The following is a 17232-nucleotide window of genomic DNA, read 5'->3' as shown; positions in this document are numbered from 1 at the left end:
AGGAAACTGGAGGTGAAGGGTGAACTATGAATTTTATGCAGATGTATTTTTCCTAAGTAATTTTTATCTGGATTTTCTGGCAGTTTATTTAACCAGTGAGATCTTACAGCAAAAGAAAAAACTGCTCCGGTATCTGCTTTGTTCCGCAGTAAGCAGTGTCATTGGCTGTGTGCTGTTTCTTGTGATCACAGATTATGATCTTTATCTGCTCTGTATACATTTTATTGTGAATCCGGGAATGGTCATTGGTTGTTTTTTCCCGGCAGGAAAGAGGATATATGGAAAGGCCTTTGGATTGATGTATTTTACAATACTCCTGTTAGGTGGAAGTGTGGAATGGCTCTACCATACGATAGCAGGCGGCAGTTATTATGAGCTGTGTCTTTTATCTGCGGCTGTGCCGGTATTGGTATTTCTATATATTCTACGTCAGAGGCGAAAAAAGGTGCATTGTTTTTATCAGGTCAGTGTGGAATATCAGGGGAAAACATTAGATGTGCAGGCACTTTATGACACAGGGAATAATCTGATCGATCCATATGTCAGACAACCGGTACATATTATTTCGAGAAATGTTTATAAAATGCTTATAGAACAGGAACAGGCATCGATCCGGCTTGTGCCATTTTCTTCTGTCGGATGCAAAAATGGCATATTAGAAGTATTTACGGTAGAAAAAATCAAAATAAAATGGGATGAAAAAGAAATAGAACTTGCACCGGCAGTATTAGCGGCGGCAGATGACAGATTGTTTGAACACAGACCGTACCAGATGATATTGAACCGTTGTGTGGGTGGAAAAATGGGAAGAAAAGAGGAAGAGATATGTATATAAAAGTAAATATTCCAAAACAGATCCAGTTTAAGTGGATGCCATCTGTATACCAGATGATGTTAGGAAACAAAAATGATGTTCATTATATCGGTGGGACAGAAGTCCTTCCACCACCGCTTGAAGCAGAGGAAGAAGCTGACTGCATCATGCGGCTGTCCACAAGCGGGGCAGAATATGCGAAAAGCTGTCTGATTGAACATAACCTGCGTTTAGTAGTCTATATTGCAAAAAAATTCGACAATACCGGTATTGGTGTGGAAGATCTGATCTCAATCGGAACAATTGGTCTGATCAAGTCGATCAATACCTTTAACCCGGATAAAAATATCAAACTTGCCACTTATGCATCCAGATGTATTGAAAATGAGATCCTGATGTATTTAAGAAGAAACAGCAAAACCAAAATGGAAGTCAGCATTGACGAGCCTTTAAATGTGGATTGGGACGGAAATGAACTGCTGCTTTCTGATATTCTGGGAACTGATGAAGATGTGATCTACCGGGATATCGAGGCCGAAGTAGAACATCATCTGTTAGGCAAAGCAATCGATAAATTATCCGGCCGGGAGAGGCTGATCGTAGAACTGCGTTATGGCGTAGGGAGAGGTAAGGGGAAAGAACTGACACAGAAGGAAGTTGCGGATAAACTTGGCATCTCGCAGTCCTATATCTCAAGGCTTGAGAAGAAGATCATGCGGCGGCTAAAAAAAGAGATGATCAGATTGGAATAAAAGATGATAAATTGCATAAAAATAGTACTCATGACACATGAATATGTGGTATAATCTGATTATATAATAGGCGAGGAGATGATACTATGCAATTGCAATTTTTAGGGGCAGATCATGAAGTGACAGGGAGCTGTCATTTTTTGAAATTTGGAGAAAAGAATCTGTTAGTGGACTGTGGTATGGAGCAGGGACCGGATCTGTATGTGAATCAGGATATTCCGGTCAATCCATCGGAAATCGATTATATTTTAATCACACATGCGCATATCGATCATTCGGGATTATTACCGCTTTTATACAGCCATGGATTCAGGGGACAGGTGTTTGCAACAAAAGCAACTTGTGAGCTGTGTAATATCATGTTAAAGGATAGTGCACATATCCAGATGTTTGAAGCAGAGTGGAGAAACCGTAAAGCACGTCGTGCAGGAGCACCGGAAGTTGTACCACTGTATAATATGGATGATGCACAAGGAGCAATCGAACTTCTGATCCCATGTGATTACAATAAGAAGATTTCAATTGATGAGAATTTAGATGTACGATTTATCGATGCAGGACATTTATTAGGCTCTTCAAGTATTGAGATGTGGATACGGGAGAATGACAAAGAAGTCAAGATGGCATTTTCCGGTGATATTGGGCATTCCGGTAAGCCGCTTATTAAGAATCCGGAATTTATCGAAGAAGCAGATTATGTTGTCATGGAGTCTACTTATGGAGATAAAAACCATGTAGAACCACCTGATTTTTCAAGAGAATTAGCAGCAGTCATTGACCGTACATTTGCAAGGGGCGGTAATGTTGTCATTCCTGCATTTTCCGTAGGCAGGACACAGGAGATGCTGTATTTTCTTAGAAAGATAAAGACGGAACGTTTATTAGACCGTTTTCTTGATTTTGAAGTATACATAGACAGTCCGTTGGCAGTAGAAGCAACGAACATTTTTCATAAGAATGTAGCTGACTGTTTTGATGAAGAAGCCTTATCTTTAGTAGAGCAGGGAATCAATCCGATCGGATTTGACGGATTAAAAGTGGCAGTTACAAGTGATGAGTCAAAGATGATCAATTTCATTGAGAAGCCGGTCGTTATCATATCCGCATCCGGTATGTGTGAAGCCGGACGTATCCGCCACCACTTAAAGCATAACCTCTGGAGAAGGGAATCAACGATCCTCTTTGTCGGCTATCAGGTTCCCGGAACACTTGGAAATGCACTTCTTGGCGGAGTCAAAGACGTAAAGCTCTTTGGTGAAACAATCCATGTAGAAGCGGAGATACGCAATCTTCCGGGTATCAGCGGTCATGCAGACCGGGATCACTTATTAGAATGGGCTTCAAAGATCAAACATCCAAAGAAGATCTTTGTTGTACATGGAGATGATAAGGTATGTGAATCTTTTGCAGCACTATTACATAGTGAACTTTCAGAAGATGCTTATGCACCATATAGCGGAGATACGTTTGACCTGCTGACAGGAGAGATGGTTGCGCAGGGCAGCCGCATACAGATAGAGAAGAAAGATACAAAAGTACGTGCTTCTTCAAATATCTTTGCAAGACTTCTTGCAGCCGGACAACGACTGCTTACAGTCATTAACCGCTGCGAAGGTATGCCAAATAAAGAACTTGGTAAATTTGCAGACCAGATCAATTCACTTTGTGATAAATGGGAACGCTAAAGGGTGGCAGAAGTTAAGAAAGATAATTTCTCATACTTTTTAGAGCCGATTTTTCAAGACGGCTGACCTGGGCCTGTGAGATGTGGATTTCTTCTGCAACTTCCATCTGTGTTTTGCCTTCAAAGAACCTGAGATGTACGATACGGTTTTCGCGTTCATTTAAATGTGTCATCGCATCGCCGATAGCAAGTGTTTCCACCCAGTTGTCCTCTTTATTCTTCTTATCTTTGACCTGATCCATGACATAGAGGGTATCGCCACCATCTGTATAAACAGGGTCATAGAGAGAAAGAGGCGTCTGGATGGCATCTAGTGCAAAGACTAAATCTTCTTTTGGAATACCGGTAGAATCAGCGATTTCCTGAATCGTTGGTTCCTTAAAGGATGTTTTTAACAACTGTTCTTTTGCGTGGATGGCTTTGTAGGCTGTATCACGCAGGGAACGGCTGACACGGATGGAGGAAGCGTTATCGCGGAGATAACGGCGGATCTCACCGATGATCATGGGAACCGCATAGGTAGAGAATTTTACACCGATCGTTTCATCAAAATGATCGATCGATTTGATAAGACCGATGCATCCGATCTGAAAGAGGTCATCTACATTTTCGTTATTATTAGAGAAACGTTTGATCACACTTAAGACCAGACGCAGGTTGCCTTTAATATAGGTTTCACGGGCAGCAGGATCACCGGCCTTGATTTTTTTGAATAATGCTTCTTTCTCCTCTTCCTTGAGGATAGGGAGTTTTGATGTATTGACACCACAGATTTCAACTTTGTAGACAGCCATGGGAAGACCTCCAGTTCCTTAAAGTAGTTATGGTAGAATCATTCTCACTTTTGGCTTTTTTTATTCATGATAAATGAGGAGATTAAGATGAGAGATTTAATTGACGAAAGAGATTTCAGAGAAAAATGTGCAAGAAGTATTGTCAAAAACTATAATGTGCATTATATGACAAAAGAAGAAGTAGAAGAACAGCAGATAGAGAAGGCAAAAGAAATTGTGGAAGATGCTAAATATGGGGTGATCAAAGAAATTGTGGGGCAGACAGAACAACAGGAGCATGCTGCGGCAGCAGATAAGCAGGAGAAAATGGATCCAGTGACGGAAGAACAGATCCGTAAGATCTTAGGGGAACGGGAAGAACAGTTAGAAGAAACAATCGAAGCAAATAAGCAGTAGATGCCGCTTGTCGGCTTATGGGGTTAAGGAAGCAGTATGTCTTGCATATTCTTTTGGTGATATACCGTACTTTTTGCGGAAAGCCCTAAGAAACGTAGAATAATCTAAAAAACCGCTGTCTTTGGCAGCTTTCATAACAGGAATACCTTTTTTGATCTGGGCAGAGGCATTGGCAAGACGCTTTTGCTCAATATAATTATGAAGGGTATATCCTGTTTCTTTTTTGAACTTGTGCATCAGATGGTAACGGCTTAAGTAAAATCTGTCTGCAAGAGCATTATTTGAGAGGTCAGCAGACAGGTTATGATTGATAAACTGCATGATCTCCTCAATCTGCTTATCATATGTAAAAGAGGAAGAATGGACAGATCTTTGTGAAAGTGTGATCCGGTTGATGTAGATCAGTAATTGCAGGAATAAAGTGGTAGCTAAAAGCGGTGCTGCAAATTTGTCTGAGGAAAGTGCAATCTCTAACTGAAATAAGATCTCCCGGATGATCAGCTGCGGATCAGCCGCAGGACGGATCAGATGGATTCCCTGATTGTCTGTATGAGAAAAACACGCAGAAATATTATCTTCTGTGTCGTGATAAGATCCGATAAATTCATTTTTGATCCAGATAACGATACGCTCATAAGTACTGTCCTTTGAAATCAGCGGCTTATGGACGTTGTAGCGTCCGACTAGAAGAATATCCCATGGTTTTGGATAATAGGCTTTTCCTTCTATAAAATAGGTTACATTGCCGGATATAAAGATCACGATTTTGTGAAAATCGTGATAGTGAAACTGAAATTCCTGTTCTGTTTTGTCACGCAGATGGAACAAACGGAAATTTTCGTTCAGATATCCGGTTTTCTGTGTTTCTGCTAGTTTCTGAAATAATTCTTCTTCCTGATGCAAGGTGAGTTTCCTCCTGTGATTTTTATGCTCTTTCAGTTTATAACGGAATAACACTTTTTGCAATACAAATAGCATAAAATGATGTTTAATTGTAAAAATATGCGAATATAATATAAAGTAAGTTTGGTGTGGCAGATGATTTAAGAATAGTGAAATACAATGCAGCCATCTGAAACATAAGTTGACAGTAGAAAACAGAAACGTTAAAAATTTAAAAATGATGTGGTCTTGGAATTTTTTAAACAGAGAATTTTAAGAGCGCATCAGGGATCATAGGAGGATATGTATGGGTACAATTACAATGCATAAATATCATGGACTCGGAAATGATTATCTGGTATTAGATCCAAACCGGAATCATCTTGCTTTACAGGAACGTCATATAGAAAGACTCTGCCTGAGAAATTTCGGGGTAGGGGCAGATGGAATTTTATATGGTCCGATTTTTGAAGATGGCAAGATCAAGGTGGCGATCTTTAATCCTGATGGAAGCGAAGCAGAGCGGAGTGGAAATGGTGTGCGGATCTTTGCAAAGTATTTAAAAGATGCATCGTATGTACAGGAAAAACAATTTGTCCTGACAACAAGAGCCGGAGATGTGGAAATTGAATTTTTAGATGAAAATGCAGAATATATGCGGGTAAATATGGGAAAGGCAGATTTTATGAGCACTGCCATACCAGTCGATGGAATCGAGCATGAAGTGATCAATGAGCCATTGATGTTCCATGGAACATTGTATAATACAACTTGTTTATCCGTTGGAAATCCAAACTGCGTGATCATGACAGAAGATGTATCAGGAAAAGCGGCAAGGGCATTAGGACCGTATGTTGAAAATGCATCGTATTTTCCAAACCGTATGAATATGCAGCTATGCAAAGTGGAAGGAAGAGATAAACTTCGCATTGAAATCTATGAGCGTGGAGCAGGCTATACACTAGCGTCCGGTACAGGTGCCTGTGCAGCTGCAGCAACAGCATATCGACTAGGACTTGTAGACCGCAAAATGACAGTCGAAATGCCGGGTGGAACGCTAGAGATCATGATTGCAGAAGATGGAGATATTTATATGACAGGAAGTGTGAAGAAAGTGGGGGTATTTACGTTGGAGGAGAATTTCTTTTCGTAGCAGTCAGACATAGAGTCTATCCGTCAGCAGGCTGACAGTTCTTTATATATATGTTTAGATAGTGGTGTGTGAAATTTAAAGATTGTTTTTTGTGGTGAAGCCTGTGTCAGATAAGGAGGTAGTGACAAACAGTCCGAGTGCCCCATACCGCCTGTAAGTTTCGTGTCCGCTTTTTAGTGTGCCTAAGCAGGTGGTGACATAAACGCTTATTTCAAAAACTGCCCATAACTCGCTTGTGACGTAGAGCAGGTTTTCTATGTTGTTAAGCTCAGACAGATGGGCAGTTCTTGGCGTTTATGTCACCGCCTGCTAAGGCACACACAAAAGCCGTCCAATAAAATTTACAGGCGGTATGGGGACACCCGGACTGTTTGCTTGTATTTTATGCAGACACAGGCAGTTGAACCATTGGGATACAATCCTTAAATTTCACTATCGAAGTATCAAACGAGTGAAGAAGCACTAATTTGCATATAAGAAACTACAACGAATACCCACAGTCAGAATTTTTGATGGCAGCCCCTACAAACCGTAAATTGCCTGTGTCCCCAAAACGTAGATAAAACTGCATCGGGTGCGTATCCGGCTGACGGGGGTATTTGCCCAGCTTTCGTGTATGCCTTAGCAGGTGATGACATAAGCGTAAAAACTGCCCAACTGTCTGAGCCCAATACCATAGTGAACGCCACTATGTAAGAAGCGAGTTTTGGGCAGTTTTTGAAATAAACGCTTATGTCATCGCCTGCTTAGGCGTACCAGAAAGCCGGGCATACCCCCGTCAGCCGGATACGCACCCAATGCAGTTGTTCAAATCCCTTCACGACACAGGCTCACTCCCTTCCGGTTAAGCCATTCAAAAATCCTCAACAAACTGAAACTTGACAAATCCCCACTTTAAGACTATGATTTCTAGCAGAAAACGAAAAGTATAGTTTCAAAGAAAGAGGGCATATATCATGATAAAAATTGACATTATTTCCGGTTTCCTAGGAGCAGGAAAGACAACCTTCATCAAGAAAATGTTAGATGAAGTATATAAAGATGAAAAGATCGCACTGATCGAAAACGAGTTTGGGGAAGTAGGCATTGATGGAGGATTTTTAAAAGATTCCGGTGTCAATATCACAGAAATGAACTCAGGCTGTATCTGTTGTTCCTTAGTTGGTGATTTCGGTAAGAACTTAAACGAAGTCATCACGGCTTATAAGCCGGATCGTATCATCATTGAACCATCAGGTGTAGGTAAATTATCCGATGTTATGAAATCCGTTATCGATGTAGAAAAAGAGCAGGATGTAAAATTAAATGCATTAGTAACCGTTGTAAATGCAAAGAAAGCATCTAAACAGATGAAAGCATTCGGTGAATTTTTCAATAACCAGATTGAATTTGCGACAACGATCGTTCTTAGCAGAACACAGAATACCACACCGGAACAGTTAGAACTGTGTGTAAAACAGATGCAGGAACTCAATAAAAAAGCTGCGATCATTACAACACCTTGGGATGCAATCGCAGGAGAGCAGATCTTAAAAGTTATCGAAGGACAGGATTCTTTAGAGATGAAAGTCTTAGCAGAAGAAGCACACAAAAAAGAAGAAGCAGAGCACGAACATGAGCATCACCACGACCACGATCATGATGAGCATGAGCACCACCACGACCACGATCACGATGAGCACGAGCATCACGATGAGCACGAGCATCATCACGACCACGACCATGGTGAGCATTGTACTTGTGGCTGCCATGAGCACGACCATGAACATCACCACCACCATCATGCAGATGATGTATTCACAAGCTGGGGTAAGGAAACACCTCATAAATTTACAAAAGCCGATATTGAAAAAGCAGTTAAGACACTTGCAGAAACAGAAGAATATGGTTCTATCTTAAGAGCAAAAGGTATGGTAGAAAATGTAGATGGCGGCTGGATCTACTTTGATATGGTTCCGGGTGAGTATGAAATCCGTGAAGGAGAACCGGATTACACCGGACGGCTTTGTGTCATCGGAACAAATGTAGATGAAAAACAGTTAGAAGAATTATTTGGAATTGCCTAAAATCATGATGCCCACCTTATCACAGGTGGGTAGTGTCTTACATATATAAACAGAAAGGAAGAATCAGATGGAAGAAATACCAGTATATTTATTTACCGGTTTTATGGATAGTGGAAAAACAACTTTGATCCGCCAGACACTGCTTGAAGAAGATTTTGGTGAGGGAGCAAAGACTCTGCTGATCGTCTGCGAAGACGGAGATGAAGAATATGATGAAGCAGAGTTAAAAAGAGCCAATACAAAACTTCTGATGATCGAAAAAGAAGAAGATTTTACGGAAGATCTGTTAAAAAATATCAATCTTCAGTATCTGCCGGATCAGATTTTCATTGAATACAATGGAACATGGGGTATCGATACGATCCTTGAAACAAAACTGCCGGCAGGCTGGGTGATCGTACAGTCACTTGCAACTGTAGATGCGACAACCTTTGAAATGTATCTGAATAATATGCGTGCCATGATCACAGAGCAGTTTTTTAAAGCAGATGTCGTGATCTTCAACCGTTGTACAAAAAATACACCAAAGACAAAGTTCAGGGCAGCTGTAAAATCTGTAAATCGTCCGGCACAGCTTGTTTATGAAAGAGAAGACGGATCGATCGATGATTCTGAGGAGGAACTGCCATTTGATATCAATGCAGATACCATCGAGATCACAGATGCAGATTATGCACTCTGGTATATGGATGCACAGGAAAATTATAAAAAATACGATGGCAAAAAAGTGGAATTTCTAGCTTTAGTCTACAATCCCGATAAGATGAAAAAAGGAATGTTCGTACCGGGAAGATTTGCAATGACATGCTGTATCGAAGATGTGACATTCTTGGGATTTAAGTGTAAATATGCAGATTCAAAGAGTATCGGACATAAAACATGGATTCGTATTGTTGCAGAGATCCATGTGGAATTTGCCAAAGAATATAAGGGAAAAGGACCGGTTTTATATCCAATCAGCATTGAACCGGCAGAAAAACCGGAAGACGAATTGGTATATTTCTCATAAAAATTACTTGACAAAATAACTTTTGGGTATTAAAGTATAAAACAGTCAAAGAAAAATAATAAGAAACCTTTGAAAAAGAGTAGTAAGTAATGTGTGGATTTTCAGAGAGCTGTAGATGGTGGGATTACAGTATAAAGGACTTACCGAATGGACTTTTGAGGGCGGCCTGAACTAACAGTAGGCGTCGACGGGAACCGTACCCGTTACCAATACGGCATGTATGATGCGTACATGAGAGAGTGGACATTTGTCAATTTGAGTGGTACCGCGATAATAGATTTTATTACCGTCTCAGGCTTTTAGCTTGAGGCGGTTTTTATGTTTCACTAAACGCATACAAACTTGTTACAAAGATTTAGGAGGAAAATATTATGAAAAGAAAAGCATTAGGAATCGTATTAACAATGGCAACAGTAATGAGCATGTTCGCAGGATGCGGCAGCAACGCAGGAACAACAGATGTGGCACAGACAGACACAGCAACAGAGACAGCAGCTCCGGAGAAAACAACAGATGGAAATGTTTACAAAGTAGGAATCGTACAGTATGTAGATGATGCATCTTTAAATCAAATCGAATCTGCGATTGAAAAAGAATTAGATGCAAAGGCAGAAGAACTGGGTGTTACTTTTGATTATGCAGATTATACATTCAATGGTCAGGCAGATTCTACGACATTAAACCAGATCGCAACTGAATTAGTTGCAGATAATGTAGATGTGATTATTCCAATCGCAACACCGGCAGCAATGATCATGCAGGCAGCAACAGAAGATAACCAGATACCGGTTGTATTTTCCGCTGTATCTGATCCGGTAGGTGCAGGTTTAGTAGACAGCTTAGATGCACCGGGTTCTAACATTACAGGAACAAGTGATGCATTAAATACACAGGCAGTTATGGATCTGATGTTTGCAGCAGATGAGGATATCAAAAAAGTCGGTATCCTCTATGACAAGAGTCAGGACTCTTCTAAAACTCCGGTAGAAGATGCGATTGCATACTGCACAGATAAAGGTGTAGAAGTTATTGAAAAAACAGGAACAACCAATGATGAGATCTCTTTAGCAGCAGATGCCTTAGTTGCAGCAGGTGTAGATGCAGTATTCACACCAACAGACAATACTGTTATGACAGCAGAACTGGCTATTTATGAGAAATTTACAGATGCAAAGATCCCACATTATACAGGAGCTGACTCATTTGCATTAAACGGAGCATTTTTAGGATATGGTGTTAATTATGAAGAATTAGGAACAAAAACAGCAGATATGGCAGCAGAAGTTTTAGTAAATGGCAAAAAACCAGCAGAGTTTGCAGTAGAATTATTAGACAATGGCATTGCAACTGTCAACACAGATACCGCAGCAGCGATCGGACTTGACTACAGCAAGTTCTCAGATATGTGTGAAGCTGTCAAAGAAACAGCAACAAATGAAGAATTTGAATGATACAAGGGTTAACAAGTCAGAAATCGTTCCTGCTTGCAGGATAAGATTTCTGACTTGTTGACACGCTCACACATGAGGAAGTAGCAATTTTCCTTGGAAAATCTGCGGATTCCGAATGTGTGTAGAATTGTGGGAGTTGCGTAGCAACGGAACAATTCGTGTATCAAATGAAAGTAAAAATACATTTGACTTTAACGTCATAATATTGATTAAAACAGATAACGGAGGGTTTTGGACATGAGTTCTATTTTTACATTGTCCATTGTGCAGAGCGCATTAGAATTAGGATTGATCTATTCCTTAGTAGCATTGGCATTATTTATTTCATTTTCCATATTAAATATCGCAGATCTCTCCACAGACGGCTGCTTTACTTTAGGCTGTGCCGTCTGTGCGATGGTAACGATCGCAGGACATCCGGTTTTGGCATTGTTTGCCGCTATGGCAGCGGGTATCTGCTCCGGTTACATAACGGCATTTTTACAGACAAAAATGGGTATTGAATCCATCTTGGCAGGAATTATCGTCAATACAGGATTGTATACGATCAACATTGCTGTAATGGGATTTGCTTCAAATGTTAACCTGTTTAACTGTGATACGATATTTTCCATAGCGAAAAATGCGATTGGTGGTAACTGGTATAAGATCTTTGTCGTTGCAGGTATCGTGCTTGTGGTCGGACTTTTACTGGCATGGTTTTTAAATACAAGACTTGGGCTTTCTATCCGTGCAACAGGAGATAATGCTTCTATGGTCAGTGCATCAAGTATCAATCCAACGATGACGGTCACTGTAGGACTGTGTGTTGCTAATGCACTTACTGCTTTATCGGGCGGCATTTTAGGACAGTACCAGAAATCCTGTGATATCAACCTTGGAACAGGAATGGTCACGATTGCCCTTGCAAGTCTAATTATTGGGGAATCGCTGGTCGGAAAAGGTTCTGTTGCAAGACGTGTGATCGGTGTTGTATTAGGAAGCTGTCTGTACCGTTTTATCGTGGCAGTTGCCCTTAGATTAAGCGTTCCGGCGGAATGTCTGAAATTAGTATCAGCGATCATTGTTGCAGTAGCAATCGCATTTCCGTATTTAAAGAAACATGCAGCATTTGTCAGACAAAAATCCAATGCTAAAAGCCGTATAAAGAATGGAGGAATGCAGTAATGTTAGAGTTGATCGGTATCAGTAAAACATTTAATCCGGGAACGGTAAATGAAAAGAAAGCACTGTCGGATGTCAGCCTGCATTTAAAAGAAGGAGATTTTGCAACGATCGTAGGAAGTAATGGTGCAGGAAAGTCAACGATGTTCAATGCGATCACCGGAGCATTTTATATCGATGAGGGACAGATTGTACTTGACGGAGAAGATATCACTTATGTGAAAGAATATGTCAGGAGTAAAGAGATCGGACATCTGTTTCAGGATCCGCTTCGTGGAACTGCACCCAATATGACGATTGAAGAAAATATGGCACTTGCCTATTTAAGGGCATCGACATTACGGCATGAATATTTCAGCAGGATCAAAACATCGGATAAGAAAAAGTTCAGGGAACAGTTATCCCTGTTAAATATGGGATTAGAAGACCGCATGAAACAGCCGGTCGGACTGCTCTCCGGTGGACAGCGCCAGGCATTAACACTTTTGATGGCAACAATGGTAACACCTAAGATCCTTCTGCTTGATGAACATACTGCGGCACTTGATCCGGCAACAGCAGAAAAAGTATTAGAACTGACAAAGCAGATCATTGCAGAGAGAAAACTTACCTGTCTTATGGTCACTCATAATATGCATCAGGCATTAGAACTGGGAAACCGTACGTTAATGATGGACGGAGGTCAGATTGTCTTTGATGTGGAAGGCGAAGAAAGAAGTAAACTTACGATGGATGATCTGTTAGAAAAATTCCGCATCAATGCCGGAAAACGCTTGGAAAATGACAGGATTTTATTGTCAAAAGAGCAGGAATAGTGGGCATTGTGATAAATCTTTTGTTTTTCTTAAGAATATTTCCATATTCTGACGCTGTTTTTTTGGGTTAGTTATGGTATACTGAAAAAGCAGTTGTTAAATGTACAGTAACGATGGGGTACTGGATAGATGCGATATGCAGAAAAATAGGACAGACGAGGAAGGAAAATGAAGTATATTCTAGAGAAAAATGGAAAACGTGAAATCGTAGAGAAGAAAAAACACAGTAAGAATTATTACATATCAGCAGTATTAAAATGGCTGTTTTGTATTGGTATATTGGCATTGACGTTATTATTATGTCAGTTTTTGGATAAAAAACTAAATGACGGCAGGATCGTAAATAAGATCATCAATTCGGGACTTTCTGTATCTTCTACAGAAAAAACGGAAAATACCGAAAGCATAGCAGTTACCGAAGAAGCAACAGAACAGGATGTCTTAACAGTATGCCTGGATCCTGGGCATGGCGGAATGGATCCCGGGTGTGATTATAATGGCAGGATTGAATCAGAAGATAACTGGGCATTGGCATTGGCAGTTAAACAGGAGATGGAGAGCAAAGGCATTGAAGTCATTATGACAAGAAATGACAATGATACAAAAGTTTTTTTGAAAGACAGGGTAGCGATCGCTAATGCATCCGGTGCAGATTATTTTATCTCCCTTCATCGTAATAAAGGGGAAGGATATGGTATTGAAACATGGATGACAGCAACGAATGATACAACTGTTACAGAAACATTGACAAACAATGTCCATAATGCATTAGTCGGAGTCGGTGTACAGCGTGACCGCGGTGTCAAAACCGGAACAGAAACCGGAGAAGGCTCTGATTATTATGTCATTGGCAATACGACAATGCCGGCATGTCTGTTAGAGTTTGGTTTTATCAATAATGAAGAAGATAACCGTCTGTTTGATGCAAACAAACAGGCATATGCACAGGCAATCACACAGGCAGTCTTAGATACATATGCACAGTATGGAGAAGCAGATGATACATCTGTAAGTGGAGAAGCAGGTACAGAAGATACTTCTGCGGCAGATACTCTGACAGGAATGACTTTAAGTTATCCAACGATCGACAATGTCAGCGGACTAAGCGGAGAGATCTTAAACTGGGGACAGGGAAGTAATGTAGATGAATATAATCGTCCGACAGGTTCTTTGAGTTATCAGGAAAAATACAAAGATTATCCGGTAGATTTCATCATTCCGACAACAGATAAAAAAATCTATCTGACATTTGACGAAGGGTATGAATATGGATGTACGCCGTCAATTTTAAGTACATTAAAAGAAAAAGATGTTAAGGCAGTATTTTTTGTAACAAAACCGTATGCAGAAGAAGATCCGGATTTAGTCCGTCAGATCATAGATGAAGGACATATATTAGGAAATCATTCCGTGACACACCCATCAGCGGGAATTCCTAGTTTATCCTTAGATGACCAGAAGCAGGAAGTTATGGGCAACCACGAATATATCAAACAGAATTTCAACTATGATATGTGTCTGTTCCGTTTTCCGGCTGGTAAATTCAGTGAGCAGTCACTTGCAATTTTAAATAACTGCGGTTATCGTGGAGTATTCTGGAGTTTTGCATATTTAGATTATGATGTCAATAATCAGCCAAATGAAGCGGAATCTTTACAGAAATTAGTGGATAAGCTGCATCCGGGGGCGATTTATTTATTACATGCAGAATCATGGACAAATACCAATATTTTAGGAAGTTTTATTGATAAAGCAAGAGAAGCCGGTTATGAATTTGGCATTTATACCGATACATTGAAATAAGATCATAAAATATTCATTGAATTTTAACTAAAAATCTAGTATGATAGTTTAAGACGGTACTTTACCGTCTTAAACTGTTTTTAAATTGTATAGGAGGATGAAGATGTATCCAATCGTTAGAAAAGAAAAATTGGCAGACAAGATTTTTCTTATGGATGTCAAAGCACCACGAGTAGCAAAGACCTGTGAGCCGGGTCAGTTCATTATTGTAAAGATTGATGAAGAAGGCGAGCGTATTCCGCTTACAATCTGTGATTATAATAGAAAAGCAGGAACTATTACGATTGTATTTCAGACTGTAGGAGCTTCTACAGAACGTATGCAGTATTTAGAAGAAGGAGATTCATTTCAGGATTTCGTAGGTCCGTTAGGCTGTCCTTCTGAATTAGTAGATACTGATATTGAAGAATTAAAGAAGAAAAAGATCGTATTTATCGCAGGTGGTGTTGGAACAGCACCGGTTTACCCACAGGTAAAATGGCTGCATGAGCACGGTGTAGACTGTGATGTGATCATGGGATCTAAGACAAAAGATTTGCTGATCCTTGTAGATGAGATGGAGAAAGTAGCAACAAATCTCTATGTTACAACAGATGATGGAAGTTACGGATTCCATGGAATGGGAACAAACCAGCTTCAGCAGTTGATCGATGAGGGCAAGACTTATGATCAGTGTATTGCGATCGGTCCTATGATCATGATGAAATTTGTCTGTCTGTTGACAAAAGAATTAGGTATCCCGACCATCGTATCCATGAACCCGATCATGGTAGACGGAACTGGTATGTGTGGCGCATGTCGACTGACTGTTGGCGGTGAAGTGAAATTTGCCTGCGTTGACGGACCGGAATTTGATGGACATTTAGTTGATTTTGATCAGGCTATGAAACGTCAGCAGATCTATAAGACAGAGGAAGGCAGAGCTATGCTAAAACTTCAGGAAGGTGATACTCACCATGGCGGATGTGGACATTGCGGAGGTGACAAATAATGGACGTATTAAATAAAGTACCAGTAAGAGAGCAGGAACCTGCAGTTCGTGCAACGAATTTTGAAGAAGTATGTTTAGGATATAATGAAGAAGAAGCTGTAGCAGAAGCAGGCAGATGTTTAAACTGTAAAAATGCACAGTGTATGAAAGGATGTCCGGTATCTATCAATATTCCGGCATTTATTCAGGAAGTTAAGAACCGTAATTTTGAAAAAGCATATGAGATCATCAGTGAATCTTCTGCACTTCCGGCTGTATGTGGCCGTGTATGTCCGCAGGAGAGCCAGTGTGAAGGAAAATGTATCCGCGGTATCAAGGGCGAGGCGGTTTCCATCGGTAAATTAGAGAGATTTGTAGCTGACTGGGCAAGAGAAAATGGTATCCGCCCGAAAAAAGCAGAGAAGATGAACGGTCATAAAGTAGCAGTTATTGGTTCAGGTCCTGCAGGACTTACCTGTGCAGGCGATCTTGCAAGATTAGGCTATGATGTGACGATCTTTGAAGCATTACATGAGGCAGGCGGTGTATTGATTTACGGTATTCCGGAGTTCCGTCTTCCAAAGCAGAAAGTTGTTGCCAAAGAAGTTGAGAATGTAAAAGCACTTGGCGTTAAGATCGAAACCAACGTAGTCATCGGTAAATCTACAACGATTGATGAACTGATGAAAGAAGAAGGATTCGAAGCCGTATTTATCGGTTCAGGAGCAGGACTTCCTAGATTTATGGGTATTCCTGGAGAACAGGCAAACGGCGTATTTTCTGCAAATGAATTCTTGACCAGAAATAACCTGATGAAAGCATTCCGTGAAGAATATGATACACCGATCATGAAAGGTAAGAAAGTTGCAGTTGTCGGTGGTGGTAATGTAGCCATGGACGCAGCAAGAACAGCACTTCGTTTAGGAGCAGAAGTACATATCGTATATCGTAGAAGTGAAGAAGAACTTCCAGCCCGTGTGGAAGAAGTTCATCATGCAAAAGAAGAGGGAATCATCTTTGATCTTTTGACAAATCCTACGGAGATCTTAGTAGATGATAATGGCTGGGTAAAAGGTATGACCTGTATCCGTATGGAACTTGGTGAACCGGATGCATCCGGAAGAAGATCACCGGTAGAAATCAAAGGTTCTGAATTTGACATGGAATTAGATACAGTTATCATGTCCTTAGGAACTTCACCAAACCCATTGATCTCCTCTACAACAGAAGGACTTGAGATCAACCGCAGAAAATGTATTGTTGCCGATGAAGAAAACGGTGCAACTTCAAAAGCTGCTGTATTTGCAGGTGGAGATGCCGTAACCGGTGCTGCAACCGTTATTCTTGCGATGGGAGCAGGAAAAGCAGCTGCAAAAGGTATCCATGAATATCTCTCTGAAAAATAAGAGATAGACAGAACAGATTTTAGTAAGTAATCAAAAAGCAGAGTCAGAAAACAAAAATGTTTTTAGACCCTGC

15 protein-coding genes and 1 other annotated feature are annotated in these 17232 nt (G+C 40.5%); of the genes, 13 read left to right on the top strand and 2 right to left on the bottom strand.

The features are described from left to right. Positions 1–19 precede the first annotated feature (19 nt). From H8S17_RS03755 to H8S17_RS03745, 3 genes are all read left to right on the top strand, one after another. A complete protein-coding gene (locus H8S17_RS03755; protein ID WP_186866295.1) occupies positions 20–835 on the top strand; it encodes a sigma-E processing peptidase SpoIIGA in 816 nt (271 codons plus the stop codon). Next, complete coding sequence (sigE, locus tag H8S17_RS03750; RefSeq protein ID WP_178050995.1) at positions 826–1566, top strand: RNA polymerase sporulation sigma factor SigE; 741 nt, start codon at positions 826–828, stop codon at positions 1564–1566. Before H8S17_RS03755 ends, sigE begins: the two co-directional genes overlap by 10 nt. Positions 1567–1652: 86 nt before the next feature. Then, the gene (locus tag H8S17_RS03745; protein ID WP_186866294.1) at positions 1653–3251 is read left to right on the top strand and encodes an MBL fold metallo-hydrolase RNA specificity domain-containing protein; all 1599 of its coding nucleotides are present in this window, start codon (positions 1653–1655) and stop codon (positions 3249–3251) included. A gap of 13 nt (positions 3252–3264) precedes the next feature. Here H8S17_RS03745 and sigG read toward each other — a convergent pair whose 3' ends face one another. Then, a complete protein-coding gene (sigG, locus tag H8S17_RS03740) occupies positions 3265–4044 on the bottom strand; it encodes an RNA polymerase sporulation sigma factor SigG (protein WP_186866293.1) in 780 nt (259 codons plus the stop codon). A gap of 87 nt (positions 4045–4131) precedes the next feature. Between sigG and H8S17_RS03735 the strand changes: the two genes are divergently transcribed. Beyond that, the gene (locus tag H8S17_RS03735; protein ID WP_186866292.1) at positions 4132–4440 is read left to right on the top strand and encodes a hypothetical protein; all 309 of its coding nucleotides are present in this window, start codon (positions 4132–4134) and stop codon (positions 4438–4440) included. 15 nt (positions 4441–4455) lie between these two features. Here the strand turns inward: H8S17_RS03735 and H8S17_RS03730 are convergent, their stop codons facing one another. After that, positions 4456–5343, bottom strand: a complete 888-nt coding sequence (locus H8S17_RS03730) for a helix-turn-helix transcriptional regulator (RefSeq protein ID WP_243237962.1) — start codon at positions 5341–5343, stop codon at positions 4456–4458. Between the two features lie 286 nt (positions 5344–5629). Here H8S17_RS03730 and dapF point away from each other — a divergent pair, with 286 nt between their 5' ends. The 9 genes from dapF (at position 5630) to gltA (ending at position 17159) form a co-directional block, all read left to right on the top strand. Further along, entirely contained in the window at positions 5630–6475 is an 846-nt protein-coding gene (gene dapF, locus H8S17_RS03725; protein ID WP_186866291.1) for a diaminopimelate epimerase, read from the top strand. 956 nt (positions 6476–7431) lie between these two features. Further along, positions 7432–8541, top strand: coding sequence for a CobW family GTP-binding protein (locus H8S17_RS03720; protein WP_186866290.1), 1110 nt, complete (start codon positions 7432–7434; stop codon positions 8539–8541). 67 nt (positions 8542–8608) lie between these two features. Continuing rightward, entirely contained in the window at positions 8609–9550 is a 942-nt protein-coding gene (locus H8S17_RS03715; RefSeq protein ID WP_186866289.1) for a TIGR03943 family putative permease subunit, read from the top strand. Between the two features lie 60 nt (positions 9551–9610). Next, positions 9611–9847, top strand: a binding site (T-box leader). Between the two features lie 74 nt (positions 9848–9921). Then, positions 9922–11001, top strand: a complete 1080-nt coding sequence (locus tag H8S17_RS03710) for an ABC transporter substrate-binding protein (RefSeq protein WP_186866288.1) — start codon at positions 9922–9924, stop codon at positions 10999–11001. Between the two features lie 237 nt (positions 11002–11238). Continuing rightward, entirely contained in the window at positions 11239–12168 is a 930-nt protein-coding gene (locus H8S17_RS03705; RefSeq protein ID WP_186866287.1) for an ABC transporter permease, read from the top strand. Next, positions 12168–12980 carry an ABC transporter ATP-binding protein gene (locus H8S17_RS03700; protein ID WP_186866286.1) on the top strand — a complete coding sequence of 271 codons (813 nt, stop codon included), beginning with the start codon at positions 12168–12170 and terminating at the stop codon, positions 12978–12980. The genes H8S17_RS03705 and H8S17_RS03700 overlap by 1 nt, the downstream gene beginning before the upstream one ends. A 168-nt stretch (positions 12981–13148) precedes the next feature. Next, positions 13149–14783 carry an N-acetylmuramoyl-L-alanine amidase gene (locus tag H8S17_RS03695; RefSeq protein WP_186866285.1) on the top strand — a complete coding sequence of 545 codons (1635 nt, stop codon included), beginning with the start codon at positions 13149–13151 and terminating at the stop codon, positions 14781–14783. A 103-nt stretch (positions 14784–14886) separates the two neighbouring features. Beyond that, positions 14887–15774 (top strand): sulfide/dihydroorotate dehydrogenase-like FAD/NAD-binding protein, encoded by an 888-nt coding sequence (locus tag H8S17_RS03690; RefSeq protein WP_186866284.1) that lies wholly within the window; start codon positions 14887–14889, stop codon positions 15772–15774. Beyond that, positions 15774–17159 carry an NADPH-dependent glutamate synthase gene (gene gltA / locus H8S17_RS03685; RefSeq protein ID WP_186866283.1) on the top strand — a complete coding sequence of 462 codons (1386 nt, stop codon included), beginning with the start codon at positions 15774–15776 and terminating at the stop codon, positions 17157–17159. Before H8S17_RS03690 ends, gltA begins: the two co-directional genes overlap by 1 nt. Positions 17160–17232: the final 73 nt, after the last annotated feature.

Origin of the sequence: Roseburia zhanii (assembly GCF_014287635.1) — a bacterium.
Classification (GTDB): Bacteria; Bacillota; Clostridia; order Lachnospirales; family Lachnospiraceae; genus Roseburia_B; species Roseburia_B zhanii.
Note: the sequence above shows the minus strand (reverse complement) of the source record. Positions and strands in the feature narration are given on the sequence as shown.